We start from the raw sequence: 25267 nt of genomic DNA, 5'->3' as shown, positions 1-25267 counted from the left end.
TGCGCTTTACTTTGACTTCCAGCTGTCCAGCCAGCGTCGAAACCTGGTGCGCCGTTCTTCAATTGCGTCACCCGCCGCATACAGCCCGTCTTCCACGTTTTCGATCATCGGGTCGATCCGGGCCTCCCGGAACCTGCGCCAGCGCACCCATATCGCCCAGACCACCGCGGCGAAAATCGTCAGGAATATGATGTTGAACCAGGGGATAATCCGCGCATCCGGCCCATCTACATGGTTGATGAAGATGGCGTTTGGAAAGATCGACAGAAACTCGTTGCGCCAGCCGTAGTGAGTAACAACCACCCATTTCGGATTCTCTTTGGTCGATTTCGCATCATTGGCTTCGGTATACAGGTTTGCGGTATCGAACTTGAAATAGGGGGGCCAACCCCATCCAGTATCCTCGTTTCGATAGACGATGGGTTTACCGCTTTCGCGAACGGCCTGAATGAACTGCACGTCCCGATTGGCAAGGCTTGCGGACTGGTCCTGGGGTTCAGACCAGAAAATCCGGGTCCAGTCGTTCAGATCCTGCCGTTCTTCATAGGTATTGACGATGCGCACAATGTCATGCTGCGGCAATGAGTATTGCAAGACCGCCGCAATCGTACCCCAGAAGATAATAATGAACGCCCATTTCACATAGGCCATGCCTAAATCCTCACATGTAATTCACAATGTAGATCAGCGCGCCAATCGCCACCCACGGCACAATATAGACACCCAGGATCAGTTTACGCCGGAACGAATTGTCATACACATGCAATCCGCGTTCGACAAAGGCTTCTTTGTTGCCCGTTTTGCCTTTTTTATCCCACCAGTCCTCAAGCTTACGCCGCCGAATGCCGCGCGAATAGAAAGACAGCGCCACATAGGCAATCGTCTGGACCACCAGCAAGATCAGCAACAGGCGCAACAATCCGATCATATCAGCCTTTCCTCACCGAACCCCAGGGACCGACCCGAGCGATTATGTCATCGCTGACCCGGTCATTGCCGCTCATATCCGGCTCATGCCCAAACAACGCGGCGCGGGCCCCTTGCTTGTCCACCTGATACTCACGCGCAAGGAAGTCGGCAACATAGGCTTTCTTGCTCTCGGGCCAACCTGAATATGTGCGGTAGAACAGCTCTTTATGGCAGATGAACATCTGGCGCGGGTCCAGCGGGGCCAACTCAGACAGCAGCATGTTCACCAGATCGCGGTTCGGTGTATCCGCCGCGCGCAAAGTATAGAAATAGGCCGGATGGTCCGAGGTGATACGCGGCCATGGCCCCCCATCGCTCGCCCAGCGCAGCAATTGAGCGAGCCCGTGATAAGCCTCGGGCAGGCGATCCGAGTGGTTGCGCGCCAGCCGACGCATGTCGCTGCGATCCAGCCCGGTCAGGTCGACATCTGCATCCGCAGCCGCATCGACGGTCAGGAAATCCATCTTTTGTTGCAGGATCGCGGCGGCATCCACGCCGCGCGCTTTGACAATCGGTTCGACCAGATCGTTGTAGTCCAGAAACTTGGCAATCTGGTTCCGCTGTGACGGGTCGAAGGTGTACTTTATCGGCAGATCATCCGGCTTTTCGCCCATACAGATGGCCGCCGGGTGATCCACATCCGGAAACAGATACAGCCCGCCAAAATGCGCGGTCCAGAAATTGCGCTGCTCAAAATCCGTGTGGCGCAGACGGACCGGATTGCGGGTGACGTCGCCGGTTTCTTTGGCCGTCTCGATCATCTTGGCGATCAATACGTCGTCGAACCACGCATCCTCTTCGGTCTTGAACCGTTCGACCATCCCCGCCAGTTGCTGGGCCTTGCGCAAGGTGCCGCCTGCGGTGTCGGCCTCAATCTCGATTTTGCGCAGGTTCAGCAGGTCGCGCGGTGTGGACAGTTTGAAGACTGAGTTCACCAGCTCTCCGGCCACTGCATCGGTGGCGGTCAGGGCGAACAACTGCGCCTCGTTCATCTCGATGAATTCACGCAGGATATCACGCGAGGTCGAGAATTTGACATTCAACAGCGGCGCGCGTTTCTGTTCGGTCGTCAGCAGGATGAACTGCCGGTTGACCCCGTTGGGATTGAGGTAGAGCGTGTCCTCCAGCTCAATCCCCACCTCCGGCGAATAACCCGAGATATCGACATGGAAATCCGTCAGCGCCGTGGTCTTGCCCGCCAGATGCTGCAGCGCGCGGTTATACCGCTCGACCAGAGCCGGGCTGGAGATGTGGACAAGATTACCGAACATCAGGCCTTTTTCGATGAGGCGGATCACTAAGCGGACCTTCCTTCCTTTGATTTAACACTAAACGCTGGCAAAGAACTTCTCATCTATTGTGACCGACTCAATCATTTCTGTCGCAACCCCAAGGTCGTTTTCTTTGAGCAAATCACACAGGCGATCCCCATCAATTAGGTCAATCGCGGTAGCCCCATCCCTTGTAGCTTCGTCCGAAGCTTGCGCGGTGAAATTTCCAGTCGTTATGAACAATCCTTTGTCTGCTCGCCCCATCATCGCCCCTTTAAAGTCGCGAATTTCCGATGACCCAACACTTCCTTTGTAGCGTTTGCACTGAAAGAACACCTGGAACGAAACGAGGTTCACCCGAAGAACGCCGACACCGTCGATTCCACCGTCACCGGATTTTCCACGGACTTCGACTTTGGTAAACCCTGCTTCCCGAAGCAAGCGCTGTGCTAAACGTTCAAAGGCGTATGGGTCCATTTGTTTTAGAGTGGTAAGTAACCTTGATTTCCACGTCTCTGTATCAGGCGTCTCTTCGATATTGCCACTCTGATCAGAAGGTGAAAACAACTCGGGCTCATCCCCGTTTTGTTGTTTCTTCTTCCGGCGCTCGCGAGCTCTAGCTTTTTCTTCTTCGTTAACCTGGTCGATTATTCGCTGAGTATCGTCAATTGTATCTATGGTGCTTCCGAACTCAGTTAACGCCCAAATACCACGAGCGGAATTCTCGAGCGCACCACCCTTCTTCAAAAAGGTTCGAGCCCAAGCCAGATAGTAGTTCAATCGTGGTTGGCCTTGGTTAGTTCCGGTCATCATGAAGGATTGTTCTTCCTCAGAAACGCCTTCAAGTTCCGCGACCTTCTCGTCAAGTTCGTAAATACTTGCGGAGCCCCCTACCTGTTTCATAGCCTCGACGGTTACCAGCATCATGCCAGGCATTTCCGGGTAGCCTTCTGCTTCAATAACAAATCTTCTAGTCAAAGTTCTTTCCTTTTAAATACCGCCGCTTGGCCTCTTCCATCCGGCCCATCTCACGGACAGCGTTCTCGATGGCGACCTCGTCGCTCTTGTCGGCATAGCGGAACTCGCTGTCGGCGTAGCGGTTGATCTCTTGGATCACCATCTCAACCGTGATCGGCTGGCGCAGGTCTTCGATCATCGCTTTCTTGGTGTCGTAGTCGCGGAACAGGAACAGGTCGGGGTTCTCCATCCACTCGTCGGGCAATTCGAAATCCATCGCGCGGACCTTGACCGCGTCGGTGATGTTCTTGATCGCACGGCCGGTGAACCGCTCATCCGCGGCCTGGATCGCCTTGAGGTAGGTGCCCAGCTTGGCAATCGTGTCCATCTGGCCGATCTCGCCCGAAACCCGGTCATAGACCTGCAACAGGGCGTCCTCATGCGGGCGGGCATGGCTTTCGAAACTGGCGGCGACGGCCTTCTTGATCTCCTGCGCGGCGTAAGCCTCGTGTTCGCCCAGCGGGATGTCGTGGTTGCGGCCCATCAGCAGGTGCAGGATGTCGATGTAATCCTCGCGCGTTTGCGGCCCGTCCACCAGAAACCGCGCGCCGGCCCGCTGTCGCAGGGCGTCGTCCACATTCTCGGGGTAGTTCGAGAACATGCCAAAGGTGCAATTGCCGCGCACGACGGTGTTGGCGCCAGCAAAGCTCTCCATCAGAACAGCGGTGATTTCCAGTTGGCCCGCGCTGGACTGCCGGTCGCCGCGTTTTCCCGCCAGTTGGTCTATATCGTCGATGGTCCCGAAACCGATGACCGAGGGATCAATGATCGTATTGATAAAGGCTTTGGCGTTCTGGCCGGACTTGCCCTGATAGCTGTCGATATTGTCGGTGCTCAGGTTCTGATAGCGGAACGGATAGCCCGCGTTCTGGCAATAGTCATTGATCAGCCCGGCCATCATCTGGATCAGGGTGGTCTTGCCGGTGCCCGGTTTGCCGTCACCCATGAAGGTAAAGATGAACCCGCCGAGTTCCGCAAACGGGTTCAGGCGGCGGTCGAAGTCATAGGCCATCAGCATCTTGGCCAGCTTCATCGCCTGATACTTGGCGATATGGTTGCCCACCACCTCGTTCGGTTTCTTGAACGTCATGGTCAGAGTGGAGGATTTGGCCTTTGAGGCCGGCTCGAACCCTCGGATCGTCAGGTCATCGGCGTCGATATGCCAGGCGGCGTTCTGGAACGGGGCCAGATGGTCCGCCGACTGCGCACGCAGGGCGGCCTTTTCCATCAACTGCTCGGCATAGGCACTTGTGGCGGCGATCAGGTGGGCGTCGTCAGGGGCGTGTTTGGCCAACATTTGGTCCAGCTCCCACAGCGCGCCATGCAGGGCGAGTTGGCCGTTGTCGGTCAGGATCTCTTCGACCTCGCCGATATCGACGGTGGTTTCACTTAGATGTGAGGACATCAGATACGCCAGCGCATTTCCAAGCACATGCGATGAGATAAGCGCCTCCGCGGTCAGCAAACCCGAGAACTCGGCCTTCCGCGCGGCAGGCAGATCCCCGGCTAGGTTCGCACGCTTCAAATCGGCCAGCGGTGTCTGGTCCGCATAAGCCTCGGCTACAGCCAAAGCGATTGCGATGGCGCGGCGAATGGCCTGTTGCGTGGTGGCCTGCGGCGGCGAGACCAGCGTATCGCCGTCATCGGATGCCTCAATCCGTTCAACCAGATGCACCCCGTCTGCGCGTACAGTGCGCCGCGTCACCAAACCGGGTGTGGTGGATCGAAACCGCCTCCCGGTCGTGACACCCGGAGATCGCTCGACCGCCACTTCAACCGGTTTCGCAATCCGCGGCGCGTGTTCGAACCCATTCAGCAAGGCGGTCGCCGCCGGGTAATGTTTGCGAATATTGTCTTCGCGCAATTCCATCTGATCTGACGTCAAACTCATTTGCTCAACCCTGCATCTTCTTCTCGTCCAAAATACGGTCGCCGAAGGCGAAAAACTCAATAGCGCAACACCTGTCCTGCCTTGCTAACGACGAATTTGCGCACATCGGCAAACCCCGGCGGGTTGCGCTCGGCCAGCACCTGAAAGGGGCGTTGGGGCAGGATGATCGACCGCTGCGTCCGCGTGGCCCCGGTCTCAGCGCCCTGCCCGCCAAACGGATCCAGCGCGAAAATCTCGCGCTCGACGGTTGAAAACCATCCGGCGCGTTCTTCGATGACCTCTTCGCTTTCCAGCTCCTCGGTGGTCCAGGCCAGTGCCCAATCTTGACCTTCGGGTGCCTGTGCGTCCTCCAGCACCTGCCGCAAAGGACCCGATTGCTCGGTATAGGCCGAGGAATACATTGGCCCCACATGAATGCGGCGCAGGTGTTTGGGATGCAGGTCGTCAAAATCCTGGTCGAAGCCCTTGGCGATGGTCACCAGTTTCAAACCGCCCAAAGACTGCGCCATCAGATGCGCCTGCACCTCGGGCCAGCGGCGCTGGTCCTTGGGCAGGGCCGTCTTGCCGCTGTCCTCAAGCTGCATCAAGTAGATGACCGGCAGGTTGATCTGGCTGTCATAGACCGCCCAGTGGATCATGAACTTGCGCCGATCCCCCTCATTCCCGATCCAATGGCATTCGGGATCGTTGCGGGCCCAGAACAGCTGACCTTTCAGTAATTCTTCATAAAAGAGCCTTTGTGACAGGGCGAATTGCAGCTTGGTGGGGATCTCCCGGTCGCCAATAATTGTCCGAACCATGTCGGTTTTCAGATCGTCTTCCGACGGCATATTCGCCAGATGCACCTGCGCCTGCTGCGCGTCATTGGCCATGGTCAACAATTCGGCCGCCACCGGAAACCCGCTGTCGCGCTTGTCCATGGCCAGGCTGCCAAAGAACCGCCCAGTATCGCGCCCGACCAGCAGGTATTTCATGGACAGTGCGCGGAAGGTATAGAGCAACCCCGAGAGATACCGCGACACGATCCGCACCTCTTGCTTGCTGATCGCGCCCTCCGCCTCCATCGTCGCGGCCACGCGCAGGAGGTGGACAGTGATCACCTCAAATTTGCGGAAATAGCGGCGCGAGGCGAAGGTGTCGGTCAGGCCGACATGGTCTTGGGTGGGGTCAGTCATTTGCGGTTCTCGGCAGCATTTCAACTTCTGAAATCACTGCCCTTCATCCTTGACAGAAAGCACTCTTCCAAATGCATCAAGTTCAAAGAAGCTAAAGAGCATATTGGCCTCCGATTGGCGCACATTGAAGAATTGTGGCTCGCGGCTCCGAATGGTGTGAGCAGTCATTGAAAACAGCGCGCGGGCTAGATTTCCAAGACACCCAACCAAGATGAAAATAATTGCCAGAAAAAGTGCTGCGAACACAATTCCGTTTACTGCCTCTTGGCTGGCAACCTGAAAGGGCGCATCGGCACCAATTTTCGACAACGAAACACCGACACCAGAGAGAAAGGAGACTAATCCCCCTGCAATCGTGAAAAAAATGCCCAAGAGGCCAAACCTGCAAAATACTTTCCAGCTCCACATCAGGGTTTAACCCCCATACAAATTTTTATCATGCTTCTCGACAATAGACGCAAACCGGCGGGCAAAGCGTTCGTCCGCCTTGGCCTTTTTCTCCAGCACGTCGCGGGCAAAAACCATGTGGTCCTCGTGCGCTTCAAGCATATCGGCCATTTTCTGGTTGGTCGCGGTGCCGATGGCGGCCATTGCGGTTTGCGCCTCTTGGTCGGTCTGCACGCCGATTTCGTTGATGCGGTGCGCCACGTCCTGCTGCTGCGCGGTTTTCAGCGATTTGGTCAGCGCGTCATACAGCACCACGCGCTGCTGCGTGTCTGTCTGCAGCTTGTTGATCAGCACCATCTGAGTCGCCGCCTGGTTCTGCAGTGAGTCGACCCAGGTCTTGCCCTTTTCGATATAGCGCTCCAGCGTCTGAGACTTGGCCAGCTTGACCTGCTCTTCCTGAACCTTGGCGTTGTATTGCTTGTTCAGCTCGGCCAATTCAGTCTCTAACTGGGTCCGTGCAGCGGCGTCCTGTTCAACGCTGATCTTGTTTTCCAGCGTGATAATGGTCGGATCCATGCCTTGGATCTCGGCGCGCAACGCCTCAAGCTCGGCCACGGTCGCCTCACGGTCATCCATTGTGCCGGTCAAGTTGTCCTCAACTTTGACGCGCTGCTCTTCCAGTACGGACAGCTGCCCCTGCAACAATTGCACGATCACATCTGATTTAGCGATCAGGTCCTGCAGCTTGTCGTCGATATTGGCCGTGCGCATCCGTTCCTGCCGCATCGACTCGGACTTACCTTTCGAGAAGATGCCAACAAACGCCTCCCACCCGGTTTTCGAGCGCATTTCGTCGAAATCTTTGGAAAACGCGTTTGTAACGTCGTCCAGCCCCATGATCAGCTCGGCGATATTGGCATTCATCACCTCGGTATGGGCGTGAACATCCTCGAGCGTTGCGTTCTCAATGTCGATATCCGCCTCGGCGGTGCCGATCTTGGCCCGCGCAGCCTCAATCCGTGAGGTCAGCCCTTCGATTTGTGACTGAGACTCACGCACTTTTGCCTGAGTTTCTTCTATAAGGGCTTCGAATTGCTGGTTCGACATCTCTGGTGTCCCTTTTTGTCTGTTTAACCAATAAGATAGGGAATGTTACACCGATTTACATCCCCCTGCGCTAATTTTTCCACCAGACTTTTGCAAACTCGGGGCAAAAAAGATAGGCGGCTGGCTGCAGCCTAACGTGGATCGGTATACGAAAATCACACACTATTCAGCCAAATCTGGATTGATTTAGGGGGCGAAGTGGCCATAGACAGTTTCGAACCCGCTGATTGGGTGCGCGCAAACATTATTCCTGCCGGAGGCTGGCCCATGCTGGACGCAACTACAGACCTGAAGTCGATTTTGAAGAACCCTGAACTGCTGGCGACGAAAGCCTATATAGGCGGCCAATGGGTGGACGGGGATAACGGGACGTTTGACGTGACCAACCCCGCACGCGGTGACGTAGTCGCTGAAGTGGCCGATGTCAGCCGTGCCCAGGTTGCCGGAGCGGTTGCACAAGCTGAAGCCGCGCAAAAGGAATGGGCCAAACTGACCGGCAAGGAACGTGCGGTGATCCTGCGCCGCTGGTTCGATCTGATGATGGAAAACGCTGAGGATCTGGGCAAAATCCTGACGGCCGAGCAAGGCAAACCACTTGCCGAGGCGATTGGTGAGATCGGCTATGGCGCGTCCTTCATCGAATTCTTCGGCGAAGAAGCCAAGCGTGTCTACGGTGAGATGATCCCGGGGCATCAGCGTGACAAGCGGATCATGGTGCTGAAACAACCGATTGGTGTTGCGGCGTCGATCACACCATGGAACTTCCCCAACGCAATGATCACCCGCAAAGCCGGTCCTGCCCTGGCCGCTGGGTGTGCGTTTGTTGCGCGCCCGGCCAAGGAAACACCCTTGTCCGCTCTGGTTCTGGCCGTTTTGGCCGAAAAGGCTGGCATTCCGGCTGGTGTGTTCAACGTGGTTCCGTCGTCGCGCGCCAGCGAAATCGGCAAGGAATTCTGCGAAAACCCCGGCGTGCGCAAGCTGACCTTCACCGGTTCAACCGAGGTCGGTCGCATCTTGCTGAAACAGGCTGCCGATCAGGTGATGAAATGCTCGATGGAATTGGGCGGCAATGCTCCGTTTATCGTGTTCGACGACGCCGATCTGGATGCAGCGGTCGAAGGCGCGATGATGTGCAAGTTCCGCAACAACGGTCAGACCTGCGTCTGCGCCAATCGTATCTACGTGCAGGCTGGCGTTTACGACGCCTTCGCAGCCAAGCTGAAAGCCGCCACCGAGGCGCTCAAGGTAGGTGACGGTCTGACCGACGGAACCACAACCGGCCCGCTGATCAATGCTGAAGCTGTCGCCAAAGTTGAAGAGCATATCAAGGACGTCACCGACAAGGGCGGCGCGGTTTTGACCGGTGGCCTGCCGCATGATCTGGGTGGCACGTTCTTCCAGCCGACCATTGTGACCGGTGTGACCCAGGATATGTTGGTCGCGCAGGACGAAACCTTTGGCCCGTTGGCGCCTTTGTTCAAGTTTGAAGATGAGGACGATGTCATCGCCATGGCCAATGACACGATCTTTGGTCTGGCCTCTTACTTCTACGCCAAGGACCTGAGCCGCGTCTACAAAGTGGCCGAGGCGCTGGAATATGGCATCGTAGGCGTGAACACGGGCATCATCTCAACCGAGCTGGGCCCGTTCGGTGGCGTCAAGCAATCCGGTCTGGGCCGTGAGGGCAGCCACCACGGTATGGAAGACTATTTGGAAATGAAATACGTCTGCATGTCGGTTTAATCTGACCTGGCCCCGGTGCAAAGCGCCGGGGCCATTCGGTTTGTCATAAAACTGCAAATAAACCGTCACATCCCTGCAATGACCTGCGTTCATCCCCCTCTCATCCAACTGAGAGGGGATACTCAACGATGTCTTTGCGTTTTGCCTGCCTGACATCTGCCCTTGCCCTGACCGCCGGTCAGGCCGTGGCAGAGATGAACTTCAACCGAATTGCGTCTTTTCCAGTCGTCAAGAACATAGCCGAAGGGGCCGACACCACCCGAGAAACCTCGCCCGAGATCATCGCGGCCACCGCGGATGGTATGACGCTGGTTTATACCGACAGCCCATTGGCCGTGATCGGCATGATCGACATCACTAACCCCGCGAACCCGGCCCCGCTGGGCGCGATGGAAGTGGGCGGCGAACCGACCTCCGTGGGCATTGTTGGCACGACGGCTTTTGTCGGCGTGAACACGTCGGAAAGCTATACCGCCCCGTCCGGCAAACTGATCTCAGTCGATATCGCAAGCAAGGCCGAAACCGGTGCCTGTGATCTGGGCGGTCAGCCTGACAGCGTCGCCATCGCACCGGATGGCAGCTTTGTTGCCGTTGCGATCGAAAACGAACGCGACGAAGACCTGAACGATGGCATAATCCCACAATTGCCCGCCGGATCGCTAGCACTGGTGCCACTGAAAGACGGCGCGCTGGAGTGCGCGGGTATGACGATGGCCTCGCTAACCGGTTTGGCAGAGGTCGCGCCCACCGACCCCGAGCCCGAGTTCGTTGACATCAACGCTCTGGGTGAAATTGTCGTCACATTGCAGGAAAACAACCACATCGCAGTGGTCGACAGGGACGGCAACGTGGTCAGCCATTTCTCGGCAGGCGCGGTTGATCTGGAAAGCATCGACGCCACTGATGAGCGCGGCGCGCTGATCTTCACCGAAAGCCAGCCGGGTCGTTTGCGCGAACCGGACGCGGTGAAATGGATTGACGACAATCATTTCGCGACCGCCAATGAAGGTGACTATGAAGGCGGGTCGCGCGGTTGGACGATCTTCCACAAAGACGGCACGGTTGTTTACGAGAACGGCACCGATTTCGAGAAGGCCATCATTAAGATCGGCCACTACCCTGACAAGCGTTCAGACAGCAAAGGCGTTGAGCCGGAAAGTGTAACCGCGGCCACCTTTGGCGGCACACCAATGATCTTTGTCGGGGCCGAGCGCGCCTCGGTCGTGGGTGTCTATGACGCCACCGAACCAGCCAACCCAGTGCTGAAACAACTGCTGCCTTCAGGCGTTGGACCGGAAGGCTATGTTGCAATCCCCGAACGCAACCTTCTGATCTCGGCCAACGAGAAAGACCTGATCGAAGATGGCGGCCCACGCGCGCATGTTTCGATCTTCGAATATCAGGACGCCCCGGCCAACTATCCGCATCTAACCTCGGAAGGTGCGGATGAACTGATCGGATGGGGGGCTCTGTCCGGCTTGGTCGCGGATGAGGACGGCATGATCTATGCGGTCAATGACAGCTTTTATGGCTTCCAGCCGTCGATCTTCAAGATCGACCCCAGCCAGAGCCCGGCACGGATCGTGGACGTGATCCGCATCCACCGTCAGGACGGTAATCCGGCGCAGAAGCTGGATCTGGAGGGCATCACGCTGGACGGCCAAGGTGGTTTCTACGTCGTCTCCGAAGGCCGCACCGACCGCGTCATCCCCCATGCGATCTATCACGTCTCGGCAGATGGTCTGATCAAGGACCGCAAGGGCGAGATCGGCCTGCCGCCGGAACTGATGGCAGTTGAGAAACGCTTTGGTTTCGAAGGCATCACCAAGGTGGGCAATACCCTGTGGATGGCAGTTCAGCGCGAATGGAAGGATGATCCGGAAAACCACGTGAAACTGGTGGCCTACAACCTTGAGACTAAGGAGTGGGGTGCCGTGCATTACCCCAAGGCAGACCCGCAAAAGGGCTGGGTCGGTCTGTCGGAAATCGTGGCCTTTGGTGATCATGTCTATGTCATCGAGCGCGACAACCAACATGACCACCGCGCCGTAACCAAAAAGGTCTACCGCATCCCGCTGTCGGAAATGACACCGTCCCCGCTGGGTAGCGCTCTGCCCGTGGTCAGCAAGCAAGAGGTCCGTGACCTGTTGCCCGACCTGACCTCGACGGGTGGTTATGTTTTGGACAAGATCGAAGGTCTGGCCATCCTGCCCTCGGGCGAGGCGTTTGTGATGACCGACAATGACGGCGTTGACGATGCCTCGGGCGAGACGATGTTCTGGTCGATCGGGTCAGTGACGGCTGGGAACTAATTTATTTGCAAGACGTCAATGGGCCCCGCACGAAATTGTGCGGGGTCATTTTGATTCTAGCGTCAGCTTTGAGCCCATATTGACCGATGCTGCGCCAGGCACGAACGATCGGTTTGAGAAATTGGAATGATAGAAACTTCAGGGGCTAATGGAACCAAGGCCAATCATGCACTAACACTCAATTAGGACCCCTCAATACGGAGACTGTTTCACCATGGTCACGCATATTTTCGTCGTAGAATCCAATTGCGTCGATCCTTCTCGTGAGGATGAGTACAATCAGTGGTATGACGACATCGACCTGCCGGATGTCCTCGCCATCAAAGGAATCCTGCGTGCCACACGATACATCTGTGAAGCTGATTTGAATTCACGCTATGAACGTGCCGAAGTGTGTGAGGGCAAGGGAAAGTACTTAACAGTTTACGAAATTGAAACGACTGACATTGATTCAGTGCTTCGATCGTTGGACGCGGGCGTTTTGCAAATGGAGAAGCGCGGAAGGCTTACGGATTTGATCGAAGTCACTGCGCGACGACTTTATAAAACCGGAAAGATGCTTTCAAAATAAAGAAAACTCCATGATTGACGCTAACGTCAATGACCCACCCAGTACCAAAGTTGCGTCTAAGCACAAAAGGTACTGTAAGCGTTCTGTATCAAGTTTACCGACGACCAATAGCCGACACTCGTTCCGATATGCCAAATGGCAGAATTGTCCGCCTACCGAAGGTCCCGATGACGAAAAAACATCGCCCCGCGTCTGGAGGAACGCGGGGCGGGTGTTGCGGCAGTCAGGGAGGAGGCGACTGCCGCGGAACGTTAAGGCGCGTTAGTTGACAGCTTTGGCGTCAACGATGTCCTTCTCGATGGCCTTGGCCGAAGTGATCTCGATACGGCGTGGTTTCAGCGCCTCGGGTACTTCACGCTTCAGGTCGATGTTCAGCATGCCGTTTTCGTGGCTTGCGCCCGTGACGCGGACGTGGTCAGCCAGCGCAAAACGACGCTCGAACGCGCGGGTGGCGATGCCGCGGTGCAGATAGCTGCGATCCTTTTCCTCGGCGGCTTTCTTGCCAGCGACAATCAGCGAATTCTCTTTCACTTCGACGGACAGGTCATTTTCCGAAAAACCGGCAACAGCGACCGAAATGCGATAGGTGTCGGCGTCAGTTTTTTCGATATTGTATGGTGGGTAGCTCGGCTGAGCCACATCATTGGTCAGAACGCGATCCATCATATCGGCGATCTGATCAAAGCCAATGGTCGCGCGGTGCAGCGGTGCAAAGTCAAATGTACGCATGTGTCGTATCCTCATCCTTGAGCGATTTACGAAATTTTGCCCTCCGACTGGACGGGCAGTGGTTCATACCGGACCCCGTTGTGGCGATCCGATATTCATCACATGGGTAGCGATTTGACCGAGTTCAACCCCCGCCAGAGCTGATGAATTTTGCACCAGACGCGGACTTGCCTGACCCCACCTGCAGCCTGCGGATTGACGCTTTGGGTTGCGGCGCATCGCGTCGCATGATTGCCTTTAGCTCGGCGACAATTTCACCAAGCTCCATACCAAAGCCAACCTTTCGGCTGCCATTTGTACCAACCGCCGAAACCACCGACAGAATCTGCCATCGCGATCCCTTCTTCGTCAGAATGGCGGACCCGGACGAGCCAAACGTGATGTCACAATTGAACAGGATCAGGCCCTGACGACGATCAATGATCCGGCAGGAGCGTTCTCGTGTGATCGCCTCGGACCGGCCGCGCCCATACGAAGCGATACTGACCTCATCCCCCAGAACACGCCCACTGTACAGCGCAAAGGGATCTGCGACGGAATAGGGGATGGGCTTATCAAGTCGCAACAGCGCAACGTCAATCCGAACGCTTTCGCTCGAAAGCGGCGGTCTAGAGCCGTAGTTGGGGTGGATCGCAACCTGTGTGACCTGACGTTCTGCCAGGGCTTTCCCGTTGCTCAGCCCTGCACGAAAAGTGATGTCCTCGCCGGCAAACGCTGTTCCGGTACTTTGGTCCACGGCACAATGGGCAGCTGTCAGCACCATGTCTTGCGCGATCAGCGTACCGGTGCAAAAGGATCCGTCCCCCATGTCCAGACGCCCAACCGCCTCCCATCCGTAAAGATCGTCGCGATCCGTCAGCTTACGCTTGTTTGATTGAGCGTGGGACGTGGTTGCCAAAACACTCAGTCCGACAATGAGGCTGAAGAAAACTCTGATCATGGTCTGATAAACCTTGCGCCGATGTTCTTCCCTGCCCCCGGCCCAGGCGTTGACAGCCCAAACCCTCGCCCTGCAGAAAGCTCGTCGCGCAGCAGTTGCAGCGAGTGTTCAACCGCAGTGCCTATTGCTACGTTCTGGCCGTCCAGACTGGCCTTGGCCGCCACAACCGACACGATCTGAGGGCGCGCGCCTGCAAAGGAAAAGACCGGCGCACCTGATGAGCCAAAATCAACGTCACAGGACATGATCATGACACCCTGCTGCCGGTTCATGACTGAGCAGACCTGCTGCAGCGAAGGGACCTCGGACCGGTCATGCGCATAAGAGACCACGCCAACTTCGGCACCTCTGCGGGGCTGATTCCCTGACTCAAAAGGAATGACGGCGGTATTTCTGATCGGTTGCCACAGCTCGATCAAAGCCACGTCTGCGCTGACCCTGTCGGCCGTGGATTCTGCACCAAATTGATAGTCGGGATGGACCACAGCTTGCCGCGCAGTCCGATAGGCCAGGGCACGGCCTAAACGCCACCCGGCCAGAAACTCAATTTCCGACGGATTGATCCGTTGCCCGGACACCTTGTCAAACAGGCAATGCGCTGCTGTCAGCACCAGTGTTGGCGACACCAGCGTTCCGGTGCAAAACCCTCTGCCTGCTATGTCCAGCCGCCCCACGGCCATCCAATCGCGCCCGGAATCCGAGGTGTCCAGACTTTCCAGCCCGGTATCCTGCGCTGTGGCCGCCATCGGCATGACACAGAGCACAATAGCCTTGATCCAGTTGCGCACGCGGTTCTCCGGGACTCACTCTGACCTTTTTGTCCTACGGGTTACGTTGGGCGAAAATAGGGCAATCAGGGGTTATAAGAAATTCCGGGCAAGTGATGCGCGTCGGCACCAAAGCGAATTACTTCAGGATCGGTACAGCGTCCCTGGGGTGTTGCAACGACTGCGGCCTTGGTCCGCCGGTCGCCCAGTCCAACAATTCAACCGTGTGCACGACCGGCACTTGGGTACCCGACCCGATCTGCATCATGCATCCGATGTTTCCGGCTGAGATCAGGTCCGGCTTCTTCGCCTCCAGCGTTTTGACCTTGCGCTTTTTCAATTGGCCCGAAATCTCGGGCTGCATCAGGTTGTAGGTGCCTGCGCTGCCACAGCACAGATGGCTATCTGCAGGCTCAACAACTTGGAACCCTGCCCGTTTCAGCAAGTCCTTAGGATAGGTCTTAATCTTTTGTCCGTGCTGCAACGAACAGGCCGCGTGATAAGCGACCGTAAGGTCTTGGTCGCGCCCTTCAGGAAGGTCCAGTTGCATGACCAACTCGCTGATATCCATGGCAATACCCGCGACACGCGCCGCGTCCTTGGCCAGAGAGTCATTGCGGAACATGTGCCCATAGTCTTTCACCGTCGTGCCACAACCAGACGTATTGATGACGATGGCGTCCAAGCCGTCACCATCCATTTCGCGCGCCCAGGCCTTGATATTGGCTGCGGCAGCCGCGTGGCTTTCACGACTTTTACCCATGTGGTGCGTCAAGGCTCCACAACATCCGGCGCCTTCGGCCACCACAACCTCGCACCCCAAACGCGTCAGTAACCGGATCGTAGCATCGTTAATGTCGGTATTTAGAGCCTTCTGTGCGCAGCCGGTCATCAGCGCGACACGCTTTCTTCGTTCTCCCTTGGGCGCAAAGCTCTGAGGGTCGTCGTTGCGACTGACCGGCGGGATGTGCTTTGGGGCCATGTCCAGCATCGCCCGCAACCGGGCGTCGGGCATCAGAAACCGAAACGGACGGCCCAACTTTGCTCCGATCAAGGCCCAGCGAAATCGCATCGGGTAGGGTAGGATTTGGGCAAGAATCGAACGCAGGATACGGTCCGTCAAAGGACGTTTGTAATTCGCCTCGATATATTCGCGCGCATGATCGACCAGGTGCATGTAATGCACGCCCGAAGGGCAAGTGGTCATGCAAGCCAGGCAGGACAAGCAGCGATCAATATGCTTGACCGTCTTTTCATCCGGTACACGTTCGTTTTCCAGCATGTCCTTGATCAGGTAAATACGACCGCGCGGGCTGTCCAATTCATCCCCCAACACCTGATAGGTTGGGCATGTCGCAGTGCAAAACCCACAATGGACACAGCTGCGCAAAATCTCATTCGAACGCTGAATGGCCGGATCTTCCAGCTGTTTTTTCGTAAATGTTGTCTGCATCGCGCTATCCCATGAGTCCCGGATTGAACACAGATCGCGGGTCGAATCTTGCCCGTATCCCCTGTGTTAGAGCCGAAACAGCAGCATTTTCTGGCTGAAACCGCCCCAGATTCTGTATGTCTTCCGGGGTCGCGCGCACCAGGGTCGAATGTCCCTCGAGATCACTTAGTTCAGATCGCAGATCAGTGCCTTCCGTTGCTAAAGTCCAGATCAGACCCCCACCCCAGTCCACGACCCTGTTCGGGTTGGCGTCACCGACCACACGGATCATGTCAGTCGGTTTGACAGAGGTTTTCCAGACATTGCCCGGTCTGTCGGCAAAAGGCTCAATATCACGCACTTCGCGCCAAATGGCGGTGTTTTCGGCCGCATCAGTGACAACCTGATCCGGATTCGTTTCCGCAAAGAGCTCTTGCAACTTGGAAACGCGATATTCGACCGATTGGTCAAACCCTTCAATCCGCAGCACCGTCCGGGACGGCTTGCCGCCGCCCTCGGGCAACCGAGCCGCACCGTTGACTTCGTATGGCGATCCCAACGCGTCACAAAACAACTTGGACGTCACGACCCATCCGCGATCCTCCCAAACAAGCGTCGCAACGGCCTCTGGCTTGGGTAGCACTTTCAGCGAAACCTCGGTCAACACGCCCAAAGTGCCCCAGGACCCAGCCATCAACTTCACCAGATCATAACCGGTGACGTTCTTCATCACCCGTCCGCCATTCTTGACCACTTGACCGCGCCCATCGACAAAGCGAACGCCCAACAGAAAATCCCGGCACGCCCCGGCCTGTATCCGCCTCGGCCCAGATACGTTTGCCGCCACAACACCACCGATGGTCGGTTCGCCCGAAGTTCCAAGCAATCCACGATGGTCCATCGGCTCGAACGCCAGTTGTTGCCCCTCCGCGTCCAGCGCGGCTTCAATCTCGGCCAACGGCGTGCCTGACTTAGCCACAAGTGTTAGGGCTCCGGGTTCGTAAAGGGTGATACCGCTCAGCCCGGAAACGTTCAGTTCAGGCTCCGGCCCGGTCACACCACGCGTTCCGCCCCCGGCTATGCGCACTGGCTCGGTCAGCCCGGCCACCAGATCCGCCAATTCGTCTTCCGTTTCAGGTCTCATGTGCTTCATCTTTTCACAAAAACTCCGGGGAAACCGCGCCTGCGCAATTGGGGCAGAGCCCCTATTCCGCCGCAAGGCGCCTCGCCTCGGATGCGTCCAAGGGGAACACCTTCGCGGGATTCAACAACCACTGCGGATCGAACACATCTTTAATCGCCATCTGCGCCTCAAGATCCGCTGGCGCGTACTGGTGTGCCATCAGATCACGCTTTTCGATGCCGACACCATGTTCTCCGGTCAGGCACCCGCCTACGTCGACACACAGCTTCAGAATATCAGCACCAAATGCTTCGCATTTCTCCAGATCGCCCGGTTTGTTGGCGTCAAACAGGATCAAGGGGTGCATGTTGCCGTCACCCGCGTGGAAGACATTGCCAACGGGCAGGCCGTATTCCTCGCTCAACTCACCGATGCGGCGCAGGACTTCGGGTAAGGAGGATACCGGGATGGTGCCGTCCAGACACATGTAATCGTTCATTTGACCCATCGCGCCAAAAGCCGATTTGCGACCCAGCCAAATCTTCGCGCTTTCTTCGGCAGACTGGCTCTCACGCAATTCAACAGGATTGTGGCGCTTGGCGATTTCTATGATCTTCGCCAACTGATAGTCGATCTCAGCCTCCGAGCCTTCGACCTCGACAATCAGCAAGGCGGTGCAATCGGGATACCCGGCATGCGCAAAATTCTCGCAGGCTTGAATGCACAGGGTGTCCATGAACTCGATCGCAACCGGCAAGATGCCCGATTTGATAATGTCAGAGACACATTGGCCCGCGACCTCATTGTCGTCGAACCCCATCAGAACCGGTCGCGCCCCTTCGGGTTTACGCAGAATGCGCAGCGTGGCCTCGGTCACCACGCCCAGCTGCCCCTCTGAGCCACAAATAACACCCAGCAGGTCCAGGCCAGAGGCATCCAGATGCGCGCCGCCGATTTCCACAACACTGCCGTCCATCATCACCATGGTCACGCCCAGCAGGTTGTTCGTGGTCACACCGTATTTCAGGCAATGCGCGCCACCCGAATTCATCGCGATATTGCCCGCAATGGCACAGGCCAATTGCGAAGACGGATCGGGCGCATAAAAGAAATCCTCTTCCTCGACCGCGCCTGTCACGCTCAGATTGGTCCGTCCGGTCTGCACCTTTATGAAGCGGTTGTCATAATCGACCTCCAGCACCTCATTCATCCGCGCCACGCCCAGAATGACGCAATCCGCAGTCGGCAAGGCCCCACCCGCCAGTGACGTGCCGGAGCCACGTGGCACCACAGGAACCCCTTCTTCATAGCAGATTCGCAGGACATCAGACACGTCCTGCGTCGTTGACGGAAGTACTGCCAGCATCGGCGGGCAGCGATAAGCGGTCAGCGCGTCACACTCATAGGCCCGCGTCTCAGCCGGATCGTGAATCACAGCATCCTCAGGCAATACCTGCAGCAATCGCGCCAGAACGGCTTGCTTTCGCGCCAGAACATCGGGATTTGGCCGGGGCATTTCCATCGCTGATCCTCCAATTTGGTAAAATAATATTACCAATTTCATGATCTGGCAAGTTCTTCCGTTCAGTTTTACTGTCACGCCCATGACCTGGATCGAACGTGCCGCTTTGTTTGCCCCTTTGGATTACGCCGCCCTCGGCTTGCTGCTGGGCGCATGGCTGTGGATAGGGTGGAAGATCGAACATCCGTCGCCACAGAGGCGATCTGTCTCGCAAATGATGGACAATTACCGCCGCGACTGGATGCGCGAGATGGTGACGCGCCAACCGCGCATGTTTGACGCGCAGGTTGTGGCCGCCATGCGGCAGGGCAGCACGTTCTTTGCATCCACCACGATGATTGCCATCGGCGGCGGGCTGGCCCTGCTGGGCAATACCGAGCGACTTGCCGGGGTGGCCAGCGACCTTGCCATTGGAAGCGCACCCGCTTTGGTGTGGGAAATCAAGATACTTGTCGTCGTACTTCTGCTGGCCAACGCATTCCTGAAATATGTCTGGGCGCATCGCTTGTTTGGCTATTGTGCTGTGTTGATGGCCTCGGTCCCGAACGATCCCGAAGACCCGCAGGCGTACCCGCGCGCCGCTCAGTCGGCCGAAATTTGCGTCACAGCCGCCCGCAGCTTTAACCGTGGCCTGCGCGCCACCTATTTTGCATTGGCCTCGCTGGCATGGTTCCTCGGGCCAATCGCTTTGATGCTGAGCACCATAATCACGTTCGGTGTTTTGTATCGACGCGAGTTTGCTTCGCAGTCCCGAACAATCCTGATATCCCAATCCCCTTACACAGAGACGTGATCCCGATGCGCCGCGATAACCCGTACATTCGCGCCATGCGATATGTGATTCTCAGCGCCTTCCTGGCCAGCCCTGCCTTTGCCGACCCCCCAACGATCGAGAAGGTCGCGGCCACCCGCGGCGGCGACACATGGCGCTTCGATGTCACGATCCGGCACCCGGACACCGGATGGGATGACTACGCCGATGGCTGGCGCGTTTTGGACATGAATGGCAATGAACTAGGGATGCGTGTCCTGCATCATCCGCATGTGGATGAGCAGCCGTTCACCCGCTCGCTGAGCGGTGTAGCGATACCCGAAGGCACAACCCAGGTCCAGATTCAGGCACGAGACAATGTCGGTGGCTGGGGTGAAGACACAACGGTGATTGACCTGTACTGAAGTTCAGAACACCCCAAGGGCCAAGCCTGCCGCCATCGCTGCACCGATCTCGCGGCATTTCTCAAGTTGTCCTTCGGGGATGGTCTTTTCGGCCAGAATCGCTTCGGACGTTTGTGAATGAGTGCAGAGGATCAGAGGCGGCTGCACTTCTTTCAACCGCCAGCCGGTTGCAATGCGCGCGGTTTGGCGCGCGGCGTTGGCACCATCTGATCCTGCACAAACCATTTGCGCATAAGGGCGACCTTCGATCTTACCCAGAACCGGATAGTAGCTGCGGTCGAAAAACTCTTTCATCAGACCTGAAATTGCGGCCAGATTTTCCGGGGCACAGAAGATATAGCCATCCGCGCCCAACAAATCCTCAGGACCGGCCTGATCAGCGGTTTTCAGAACAATGTCTGCCTCGTCGTGACCCGCCGCAGCCGCCGCTTCGGCCATTTGCCGGGCGCCACCAGTGCGCGAATGGTAAACGATCAGAAGCTGCGCCATGTCAGACCCGGTGATAAGGGCCGCCCGACAGGATGGTTGCGGCCCGGTAAAGTTGCTCGGCCAGCATCACACGGACCAGCATATGGGGCCAGACCATTGACCCGAATGAGATGGAAAAATCGGCCTCGGCCCGCAGATTAGGGTCTATTCCGTCCGCTCCGCCAATAACCAGCGCCAAATCCTGCCGCCCGGCATCACGCCAGCCGCCCAGCTTCTTGGCAAAATCGGGTGAGGACATGACCCGTCCGCGCTCATCCAATGTACAGATCACCGCGCCTTTGGGCAGCGCTTTGCGCAGAAGAGCAGCCTCGGCCCCCATGCCTGCATTTTTCTTGTCTTCGACCTCGATCACGCGGGCGGGACCAAGGCCCAAGCCGCGGCCGGTCCGGTCAAATCGGTTCACGTAATCATCAAGCAGGGACTTTTCCGGTCCAGCGCGCAATCGCCCGACCGCAACTATGCTGATACGCATATCTCTCTCGCCTCCGGCCCCTCAATGCGGGCCAGGATGGCGCCTCAGTTCGCCGAGGCGCTGCCGCCCTGAGGCAGCCACATCTTTTCCAGCTGATAGAATTCACGCACTTCGGGGCGGAAGATATGGACGATCACGTCGCCCGTATCGATCAACACCCAGTCGCCGGCATCCTTGCCTTCAACCTTCGAAGTGAAACCGAATTCCTGCTTGATGCGATCCGTCAACTTTTCCGCCATGGCCGATACCTGACGGGTCGACCGACCCGAGGCAATCACCATGTGATCCGCAACAGAAGACTTACCTTGCAGGTTGATCTGCACGACGTCTTCGGCCTTGTCATCGGTAAGTGAGGAAAGGATACGCTCAAGCAGCTTGTCGCTGATTGACTGAGAGTGGGCCATTACACTGGCCCCATCATCGGCGGGCAAACCCGCCTGAGTATGTAGAGACAGGACATAGTCCTCCTTTGCTGCGCGCCGTGAAACCCCGGCGCCGGGGTACTAATAAGGTAACAAGGGGATTGCAACATTTCAATGAATGCAAACCAAAGGTCGCGTACGCGTGTTCACTCTTCAACGATCTGTTGCGCGGTTACGCCGTCTGGCAGTAACCGAACCTCGCGCTGCGGGAACGGGATCGAGATGCCTTCTTCCTTGAAAGCGTCCCAAAGCGCCAGATAGACATTGCCGCGAATATTGGTCAGCCCTTTGGTCGGATCGCTGATCCAAAAGCGCAACACATAGTCAACGCTGCTGTCGCCAAAGCCGGTGATGTGGCAAACCGGCTCATGGGACCCTCCGCTCAGAACCCGTGTCACCGCTTTCACCGCCCGGATCGCCGTGGAACGAACCTTGTGAGGGTCATCGTCATAGCTGGTGCCAAAATCCAGATCCAAACGCACGAACTTGTCGGAATGCGACCAGTTCACCACTTGATTGGTGATCAGATCCTCGTTCGGGATCAGGTATTCCCGCCCATCCCGAGTGACCACCGAGACGTATCGCGCACCCAATGCGTTGATCCAACCGAACGTGTCGCCCAGCGAAATAACGTCGCCGGGCTTGATCGAGCGGTCCATCAGAATGATGATCCCGGAAATCAGGTTTGACACCACTTTTTGCAGGCCAAACCCGATGCCCACACCGATCGCCCCCGACAGCAGCGCGATACCTGTCAGATCAAACCCTAGCGTGCGGATGGCGGTCAAAAAGACTGCGCCATAAAGCAGAACCTGAATGCCCTTGGCTAAAAGCACCTGCATTGACGGCGTGATGTCATCATTGCTCTGCAACCCCTGCTCAGCCGCCCGGGTGCCGATGCGCGCCAACGTCAGCAGAACGCCAATCAGCAGAATCGCCTTGAGAATGCCCAGCGCCGAAATGTGCAGATCGCCGATGGAAATCGCCACGCCATCCAGAAAACCTGCCACGTCATCCGTCAGGTTCAATGCAACGAGCGTTGCATAGACCCACATGGCCCATTTGAAGATGCGCCGCAGTGTGCGGTTTCGTACAAGTCTGGCGATCAGCGCAATAGCCAGCCAAGCCGCTGCCAATGTTGCAAGCACACCAATAAAATAGCTGCGAGACGGCCAGGTGACGTGCTGCATAATCAAATACAGCGACCAGGATAAAATCACGAAATAAACCAGTGTCAGCCGCCGCATCAGCTGGACGAGCACGCGCAGGCGCCACTTTGGCCATCCGCTTCGCGCTCGTGCCCAAGCTTCCCATCTGGACTGCGTCAGAGCTTTTAGCAGGAAGGCCAGCGCCCACAGGAACAGGATGATAATCAACTGGTATTGCCGCCAGCCCGGTGTAACGACCAATTCGACCATTTTTCCAAACTGAACAGAAAAAGCCCCGACCATGTTGTTGTATAGGTCCGACAACGTGCTGGGGATCAGGTCTTGGTTCATGATCACAGCTTGGACAGCAACGCCGGGTGATGCAAGCCTGACACCGGATTGAACCTTGATTGACAGTCAAGCCCGATATATCTGGACCGCATGAGACTCAACTTGGCCCCTGCTCCGAAACTGCAAGACCGCACGCGCCTGCGTGAACGGTTCTTTGGGGCCGCCCGCACGGTTCTGGCCCGCCTATCTGCGGCCTGAGCCAACTCGCCAGCCATTTCTCATTACATACGGGAGAGGACCGATGTCCCCCAAAACACTCTATGACAAGATCTGGGATGCCCATGTCGCGCACGAAGCCGATGATGGCACCTGTTTGCTTTATATCGACCGCCATCTGGTGCACGAAGTGACCAGCCCGCAAGCCTTTGAAGGGCTGCGGATGGCCGGTCGCAAGGTGCGCGCGCCGGAAAAAACTATCGCTGTGCCGGATCACAACGTGCCCACTACACCGGACCGCGTGAACGGAATTGAAAACCCGGAATCGCGCATCCAGGTCGAAGCACTGGACAAGAACGCCAAGGATTTCGGTATTCACTACTACCCCGTGAACGATGTGCGTCAGGGCATTGTGCACATCGTTGGCCCTGAACAGGGTTGGACCCTGCCCGGCATGACCGTTGTTTGCGGCGACAGCCACACGGCGACTCACGGCGCGTTCGGTGCGTTGGCCCACGGCATCGGCACCTCTGAGGTCGAGCATGTTCTGGCCACGCAAACGCTGATCCAGAAGAAATCCAAGAACATGAAGGTGGAAATCACCGGCAAACTGCAGCCGGGTGTGACCGCCAAAGACATCACTTTGGCCGTGATCGGTGAAACCGGCACAGCCGGTGGCACGGGTTATGTGATAGAGTATTGCGGCGAAGCGATCCGTGATCTGTCGATGGAAGGTCGTATGACCGTCTGTAACATGGCCATCGAAGGCGGCGCGCGCGCTGGCCTGATCGCGCCGGATGAAACCACCTTTGAATACGTCAAAGGCCGCCCGCACGCCCCCAAGGGCGCGCAGTGGGAAGCCGCTTTGAACTGGTGGAAAACGCTTTACACAGACGAAAACGCGCATTTTGACAAGGTCATCACCCTGCGTGGCGAGGATATTGCTCCGGTTGTGACTTGGGGCACCAGCCCTGAAGATGTTCTGCCGATCACCGCATCTGTACCTCACCCTGAAGACTTCGAAGGAGGCAAGGTCGACGCGGCCCGCCGTTCGATCGAATACATGGGTCTGGAAGCCGGTCAGAAGCTCAGCGATGTGGAAATCGACACAGTGTTCATCGGGTCCTGCACCAATGGCCGCATCGAAGACCTGCGCGCCGCGGCCGAAATTCTGAAGGGCAAAAAGATCAAGGACGGAATGCGCGCCATGGTCGTGCCCGGTTCGGGTCTGGTTCGTGCGCAGGCCGAGGAAGAAGGTCTGGCGGACATCTTCAAAGAGGCCGGGTTCGAATGGCGTCTGGCCGGATGTTCGATGTGTCTGGCGATGAACCCGGATCAGTTGCAACCGGGCGAGCGCTGTGCCGCGACCTCGAACCGCAACTTCGAAGGTCGTCAGGGCCGTGGTGGTCGGACCCATTTGCTGAGCCCGGCAATGGCTGCCGCAGCGGCAATCACAGGACGGCTGACAGACGTCCGTGAATTGATGTAAGCTTCCCTCATATCTAGATATTTGAGGGATTGAAAACATGAGTGACTGGATCAAATGGCTCCTGCTGGGGCTTCTGTCCATAGCGTTCGGTATCTTTGTGCTGGGCGCGCCAGTTGTGGCGTCTGTGGCCGTCACGGTCGTGACCGGAGCGTTGCTTCTGATCTCGGGCGCGTTGCAGGTGGTCGGCGGTTTCACCGTTGAAGGCACCGGCAACAAGATCCTGTCGCTCATCATGGGTGCGGTCATGCTGTTTCTGGGCTGGTCCTTTCTGGGTCACCCATTGCAGGGTACGCTGACGCTGGCGACCGTGATGCTGATCCTGTTCATGGCAGGCGGCATCGCGCGGGTCATTCTGTCGTTCCAGATGAAAGGAACACAGTTTTTCTGGCCCACCATGATCTCGGGCATCTTGTCGATCATCCTTGCCGGTATCATCTGGAGCTATGTCGGGCAGGAGCCACAGGCATTGCTGAGTATACTGGGGATCTTCTTGGGCATCGAGATGCTGTTCAACGGGTTCGGATTGGTCTTCATGGCGTTCTTCGTCAAGAACGCACCCAAAGACGAAACAAAAGAAGCTTAAACGCGGGGCATGGGCGCGGCCCTCT

General features: G+C 57.1%; 26 protein-coding genes. 8 read left to right on the top strand and 18 right to left on the bottom strand.

All coding sequences use genetic code 11. The features are described 5' to 3' along the window. Positions 1-6: 6 nt before the first annotated feature. Genes GOV85_RS18985 through GOV85_RS18950 form a run of 8 tightly spaced genes read right to left on the bottom strand, consistent with a single transcriptional unit; the run spans position 7 to position 7817 of the window. The gene (locus GOV85_RS18985) at positions 7-651 is read right to left on the bottom strand and encodes a DUF1523 family protein (RefSeq protein WP_171181089.1); all 645 of its coding nucleotides are present in this window, start codon (positions 649-651) and stop codon (positions 7-9) included. A 10-nt stretch (positions 652-661) separates the two neighbouring features. Further along, a complete protein-coding gene (locus tag GOV85_RS18980; RefSeq protein WP_171181087.1) occupies positions 662-928 on the bottom strand; it encodes a hypothetical protein in 267 nt (88 codons plus the stop codon). 1 nt (position 929) lies between these two features. After that, positions 930-2267 (bottom strand): DUF6638 family protein, encoded by a 1338-nt coding sequence (locus GOV85_RS18975; RefSeq protein WP_171181085.1) that lies wholly within the window; start codon positions 2265-2267, stop codon positions 930-932. A 30-nt stretch (positions 2268-2297) separates the two neighbouring features. Beyond that, positions 2298-3218, bottom strand: a complete 921-nt coding sequence (locus GOV85_RS18970) for a restriction endonuclease (RefSeq protein ID WP_209509746.1) — start codon at positions 3216-3218, stop codon at positions 2298-2300. Further along, positions 3211-5148 carry an ATP-binding protein gene (locus tag GOV85_RS18965; protein ID WP_171181084.1) on the bottom strand — a complete coding sequence of 646 codons (1938 nt, stop codon included), beginning with the start codon at positions 5146-5148 and terminating at the stop codon, positions 3211-3213. Before GOV85_RS18965 ends, GOV85_RS18970 begins: the two co-directional genes overlap by 8 nt. A 56-nt stretch (positions 5149-5204) precedes the next feature. Further along, on the bottom strand, positions 5205-6323 hold the full coding sequence (locus GOV85_RS18960) for a hypothetical protein (RefSeq protein ID WP_171181082.1): 1119 nt from the start codon (positions 6321-6323) through the stop codon (positions 5205-5207). A gap of 33 nt (positions 6324-6356) precedes the next feature. After that, positions 6357-6695, bottom strand: a complete 339-nt coding sequence (locus GOV85_RS18955) for a hypothetical protein (protein ID WP_171181080.1) — start codon at positions 6693-6695, stop codon at positions 6357-6359. 42 nt (positions 6696-6737) lie between these two features. Further along, positions 6738-7817 (bottom strand): hypothetical protein, encoded by a 1080-nt coding sequence (locus GOV85_RS18950; protein WP_171181078.1) that lies wholly within the window; start codon positions 7815-7817, stop codon positions 6738-6740. A 267-nt stretch (positions 7818-8084) separates the two neighbouring features. Here GOV85_RS18950 and GOV85_RS18945 point away from each other — a divergent pair, with 267 nt between their 5' ends. The 3 genes from GOV85_RS18945 to GOV85_RS18935 all read left to right on the top strand — a co-directional run bounded on the left by GOV85_RS18945 (position 8085) and on the right by GOV85_RS18935 (position 12443). Further along, complete coding sequence (locus GOV85_RS18945; RefSeq protein ID WP_171181076.1) at positions 8085-9560, top strand: NAD-dependent succinate-semialdehyde dehydrogenase; 1476 nt, start codon at positions 8085-8087, stop codon at positions 9558-9560. A 128-nt stretch (positions 9561-9688) separates the two neighbouring features. Continuing rightward, positions 9689-11872, top strand: a complete 2184-nt coding sequence (locus tag GOV85_RS18940; protein WP_171181074.1) for an esterase-like activity of phytase family protein — start codon at positions 9689-9691, stop codon at positions 11870-11872. Positions 11873-12086: 214 nt separating this feature from the next. Then, positions 12087-12443, top strand: a complete 357-nt coding sequence (locus tag GOV85_RS18935; protein ID WP_171181072.1) for a hypothetical protein — start codon at positions 12087-12089, stop codon at positions 12441-12443. Between the two features lie 261 nt (positions 12444-12704). Here GOV85_RS18935 and GOV85_RS18930 read toward each other — a convergent pair whose 3' ends face one another. The 6 genes from GOV85_RS18930 to GOV85_RS18905 all read right to left on the bottom strand — a co-directional run bounded on the left by GOV85_RS18930 (position 12705) and on the right by GOV85_RS18905 (position 18956). Then, positions 12705-13172: an Hsp20 family protein gene (locus GOV85_RS18930; RefSeq protein WP_171181070.1), complete on the bottom strand. Its 468-nt coding sequence runs from the start codon at positions 13170-13172 to the stop codon at positions 12705-12707. Positions 13173-13296: 124 nt separating this feature from the next. Beyond that, on the bottom strand, positions 13297-14112 hold the full coding sequence (locus GOV85_RS18925; RefSeq protein WP_171181067.1) for a serine protease: 816 nt from the start codon (positions 14110-14112) through the stop codon (positions 13297-13299). Further along, positions 14109-14900, bottom strand: coding sequence for a trypsin-like peptidase domain-containing protein (locus tag GOV85_RS18920; protein WP_348540128.1), 792 nt, complete (start codon positions 14898-14900; stop codon positions 14109-14111). The genes GOV85_RS18925 and GOV85_RS18920 overlap by 4 nt, the downstream gene beginning before the upstream one ends. 118 nt (positions 14901-15018) lie before the next feature. Further along, a complete protein-coding gene (gene glcF / locus GOV85_RS18915) occupies positions 15019-16332 on the bottom strand; it encodes a glycolate oxidase subunit GlcF (protein WP_171181065.1) in 1314 nt (437 codons plus the stop codon). Between the two features lie 4 nt (positions 16333-16336). Next, entirely contained in the window at positions 16337-17455 is a 1119-nt protein-coding gene (locus GOV85_RS18910; protein ID WP_171181063.1) for an FAD-binding protein, read from the bottom strand. A 61-nt stretch (positions 17456-17516) separates the two neighbouring features. Continuing rightward, positions 17517-18956: an FAD-linked oxidase C-terminal domain-containing protein gene (locus GOV85_RS18905; protein WP_171181061.1), complete on the bottom strand. Its 1440-nt coding sequence runs from the start codon at positions 18954-18956 to the stop codon at positions 17517-17519. A gap of 82 nt (positions 18957-19038) precedes the next feature. Here GOV85_RS18905 and GOV85_RS18900 point away from each other — a divergent pair, with 82 nt between their 5' ends. Together GOV85_RS18900 and GOV85_RS18895 are read left to right on the top strand one after the other, a co-directional pair. Next, complete coding sequence (locus tag GOV85_RS18900) at positions 19039-19749, top strand: DUF599 domain-containing protein (RefSeq protein WP_171096663.1); 711 nt, start codon at positions 19039-19041, stop codon at positions 19747-19749. Positions 19750-19754: 5 nt separating this feature from the next. Then, entirely contained in the window at positions 19755-20132 is a 378-nt protein-coding gene (locus GOV85_RS18895) for a hypothetical protein (RefSeq protein ID WP_371732334.1), read from the top strand. Positions 20133-20135: 3 nt separating this feature from the next. On the opposite strand, the gene GOV85_RS18890 is transcribed toward GOV85_RS18895, so the two are convergent. The 4 genes from GOV85_RS18890 to GOV85_RS18875 form a co-directional block, all read right to left on the bottom strand. After that, positions 20136-20621, bottom strand: a complete 486-nt coding sequence (locus tag GOV85_RS18890; protein ID WP_171181058.1) for a flavodoxin family protein — start codon at positions 20619-20621, stop codon at positions 20136-20138. 1 nt (position 20622) lies between these two features. Continuing rightward, positions 20623-21093 (bottom strand): 23S rRNA (pseudouridine(1915)-N(3))-methyltransferase RlmH, encoded by a 471-nt coding sequence (gene rlmH, locus GOV85_RS18885; RefSeq protein ID WP_171181056.1) that lies wholly within the window; start codon positions 21091-21093, stop codon positions 20623-20625. 44 nt (positions 21094-21137) lie between these two features. Further along, entirely contained in the window at positions 21138-21497 is a 360-nt protein-coding gene (gene rsfS, locus GOV85_RS18880; protein WP_171181054.1) for a ribosome silencing factor, read from the bottom strand. A 164-nt stretch (positions 21498-21661) separates the two neighbouring features. Next, entirely contained in the window at positions 21662-23014 is a 1353-nt protein-coding gene (locus tag GOV85_RS18875; RefSeq protein ID WP_171181043.1) for a mechanosensitive ion channel family protein, read from the bottom strand. A gap of 90 nt (positions 23015-23104) precedes the next feature. Here GOV85_RS18875 and GOV85_RS18870 point away from each other — a divergent pair, with 90 nt between their 5' ends. Genes GOV85_RS18870 through GOV85_RS18860 form a run of 3 tightly spaced genes read left to right on the top strand, consistent with a single transcriptional unit; the run spans position 23105 to position 25242 of the window. After that, a complete protein-coding gene (locus tag GOV85_RS18870) occupies positions 23105-23212 on the top strand; it encodes an isopropylmalate isomerase (protein WP_171181041.1) in 108 nt (35 codons plus the stop codon). Positions 23213-23255: 43 nt separating this feature from the next. Further along, a complete protein-coding gene (gene leuC, locus GOV85_RS18865; RefSeq protein ID WP_171181038.1) occupies positions 23256-24659 on the top strand; it encodes a 3-isopropylmalate dehydratase large subunit in 1404 nt (467 codons plus the stop codon). A 37-nt stretch (positions 24660-24696) separates the two neighbouring features. Continuing rightward, on the top strand, positions 24697-25242 hold the full coding sequence (locus GOV85_RS18860; RefSeq protein ID WP_171181036.1) for an HdeD family acid-resistance protein: 546 nt from the start codon (positions 24697-24699) through the stop codon (positions 25240-25242). Positions 25243-25267 lie beyond the last annotated feature (25 nt).

The organism is Ruegeria sp. HKCCA4633, assembly GCF_013034605.1.
GTDB lineage: Bacteria > Pseudomonadota > Alphaproteobacteria > Rhodobacterales > Rhodobacteraceae > Ruegeria.
The sequence above is the reverse complement of the archived record's forward strand: the minus strand, read 5'-3'. Positions and strand labels throughout refer to the sequence as shown.

Coding starts and splice junctions, on each gene's coding strand:
- GOV85_RS18890 (WP_171181058.1), bottom strand. CDS start 20,621: ATGGCGCAGCTTCTGATCGTTTACCATTCGCGCACTGGTGGCGCCCGG.
- rlmH (WP_171181056.1), bottom strand. CDS start 21,093: ATGCGTATCAGCATAGTTGCGGTCGGGCGATTGCGCGCTGGACCGGAA.
- GOV85_RS18980 (WP_171181087.1), bottom strand. CDS start 928: ATGATCGGATTGTTGCGCCTGTTGCTGATCTTGCTGGTGGTCCAGACG.
- rsfS (WP_171181054.1), bottom strand. CDS start 21,497: ATGGCCCACTCTCAGTCAATCAGCGACAAGCTGCTTGAGCGTATCCTT.
- GOV85_RS18870 (WP_171181041.1), top strand. CDS start 23,105: ATGAGACTCAACTTGGCCCCTGCTCCGAAACTGCAAGACCGCACGCGC.
- GOV85_RS18985 (WP_171181089.1), bottom strand. CDS start 651: ATGGCCTATGTGAAATGGGCGTTCATTATTATCTTCTGGGGTACGATT.
- GOV85_RS18965 (WP_171181084.1), bottom strand. CDS start 5,148: ATGAGTTTGACGTCAGATCAGATGGAATTGCGCGAAGACAATATTCGC.
- GOV85_RS18960 (WP_171181082.1), bottom strand. CDS start 6,323: ATGACTGACCCCACCCAAGACCATGTCGGCCTGACCGACACCTTCGCC.
- GOV85_RS18930 (WP_171181070.1), bottom strand. CDS start 13,172: ATGCGTACATTTGACTTTGCACCGCTGCACCGCGCGACCATTGGCTTT.
- GOV85_RS18945 (WP_171181076.1), top strand. CDS start 8,085: ATGCTGGACGCAACTACAGACCTGAAGTCGATTTTGAAGAACCCTGAA.
- leuC (WP_171181038.1), top strand. CDS start 23,256: ATGTCCCCCAAAACACTCTATGACAAGATCTGGGATGCCCATGTCGCG.
- GOV85_RS18950 (WP_171181078.1), bottom strand. CDS start 7,817: ATGTCGAACCAGCAATTCGAAGCCCTTATAGAAGAAACTCAGGCAAAA.
- GOV85_RS18875 (WP_171181043.1), bottom strand. CDS start 23,014: ATGAACCAAGACCTGATCCCCAGCACGTTGTCGGACCTATACAACAAC.
- GOV85_RS18895 (WP_371732334.1), top strand. CDS start 19,755: ATGCGCCGCGATAACCCGTACATTCGCGCCATGCGATATGTGATTCTC.
- GOV85_RS18935 (WP_171181072.1), top strand. CDS start 12,087: ATGGTCACGCATATTTTCGTCGTAGAATCCAATTGCGTCGATCCTTCT.
- GOV85_RS18860 (WP_171181036.1), top strand. CDS start 24,697: ATGAGTGACTGGATCAAATGGCTCCTGCTGGGGCTTCTGTCCATAGCG.
- glcF (WP_171181065.1), bottom strand. CDS start 16,332: ATGCAGACAACATTTACGAAAAAACAGCTGGAAGATCCGGCCATTCAG.
- GOV85_RS18925 (WP_171181067.1), bottom strand. CDS start 14,112: ATGATCAGAGTTTTCTTCAGCCTCATTGTCGGACTGAGTGTTTTGGCA.
- GOV85_RS18905 (WP_171181061.1), bottom strand. CDS start 18,956: ATGGAAATGCCCCGGCCAAATCCCGATGTTCTGGCGCGAAAGCAAGCC.
- GOV85_RS18940 (WP_171181074.1), top strand. CDS start 9,689: ATGTCTTTGCGTTTTGCCTGCCTGACATCTGCCCTTGCCCTGACCGCC.
- GOV85_RS18900 (WP_171096663.1), top strand. CDS start 19,039: ATGACCTGGATCGAACGTGCCGCTTTGTTTGCCCCTTTGGATTACGCC.
- GOV85_RS18910 (WP_171181063.1), bottom strand. CDS start 17,455: ATGAGACCTGAAACGGAAGACGAATTGGCGGATCTGGTGGCCGGGCTG.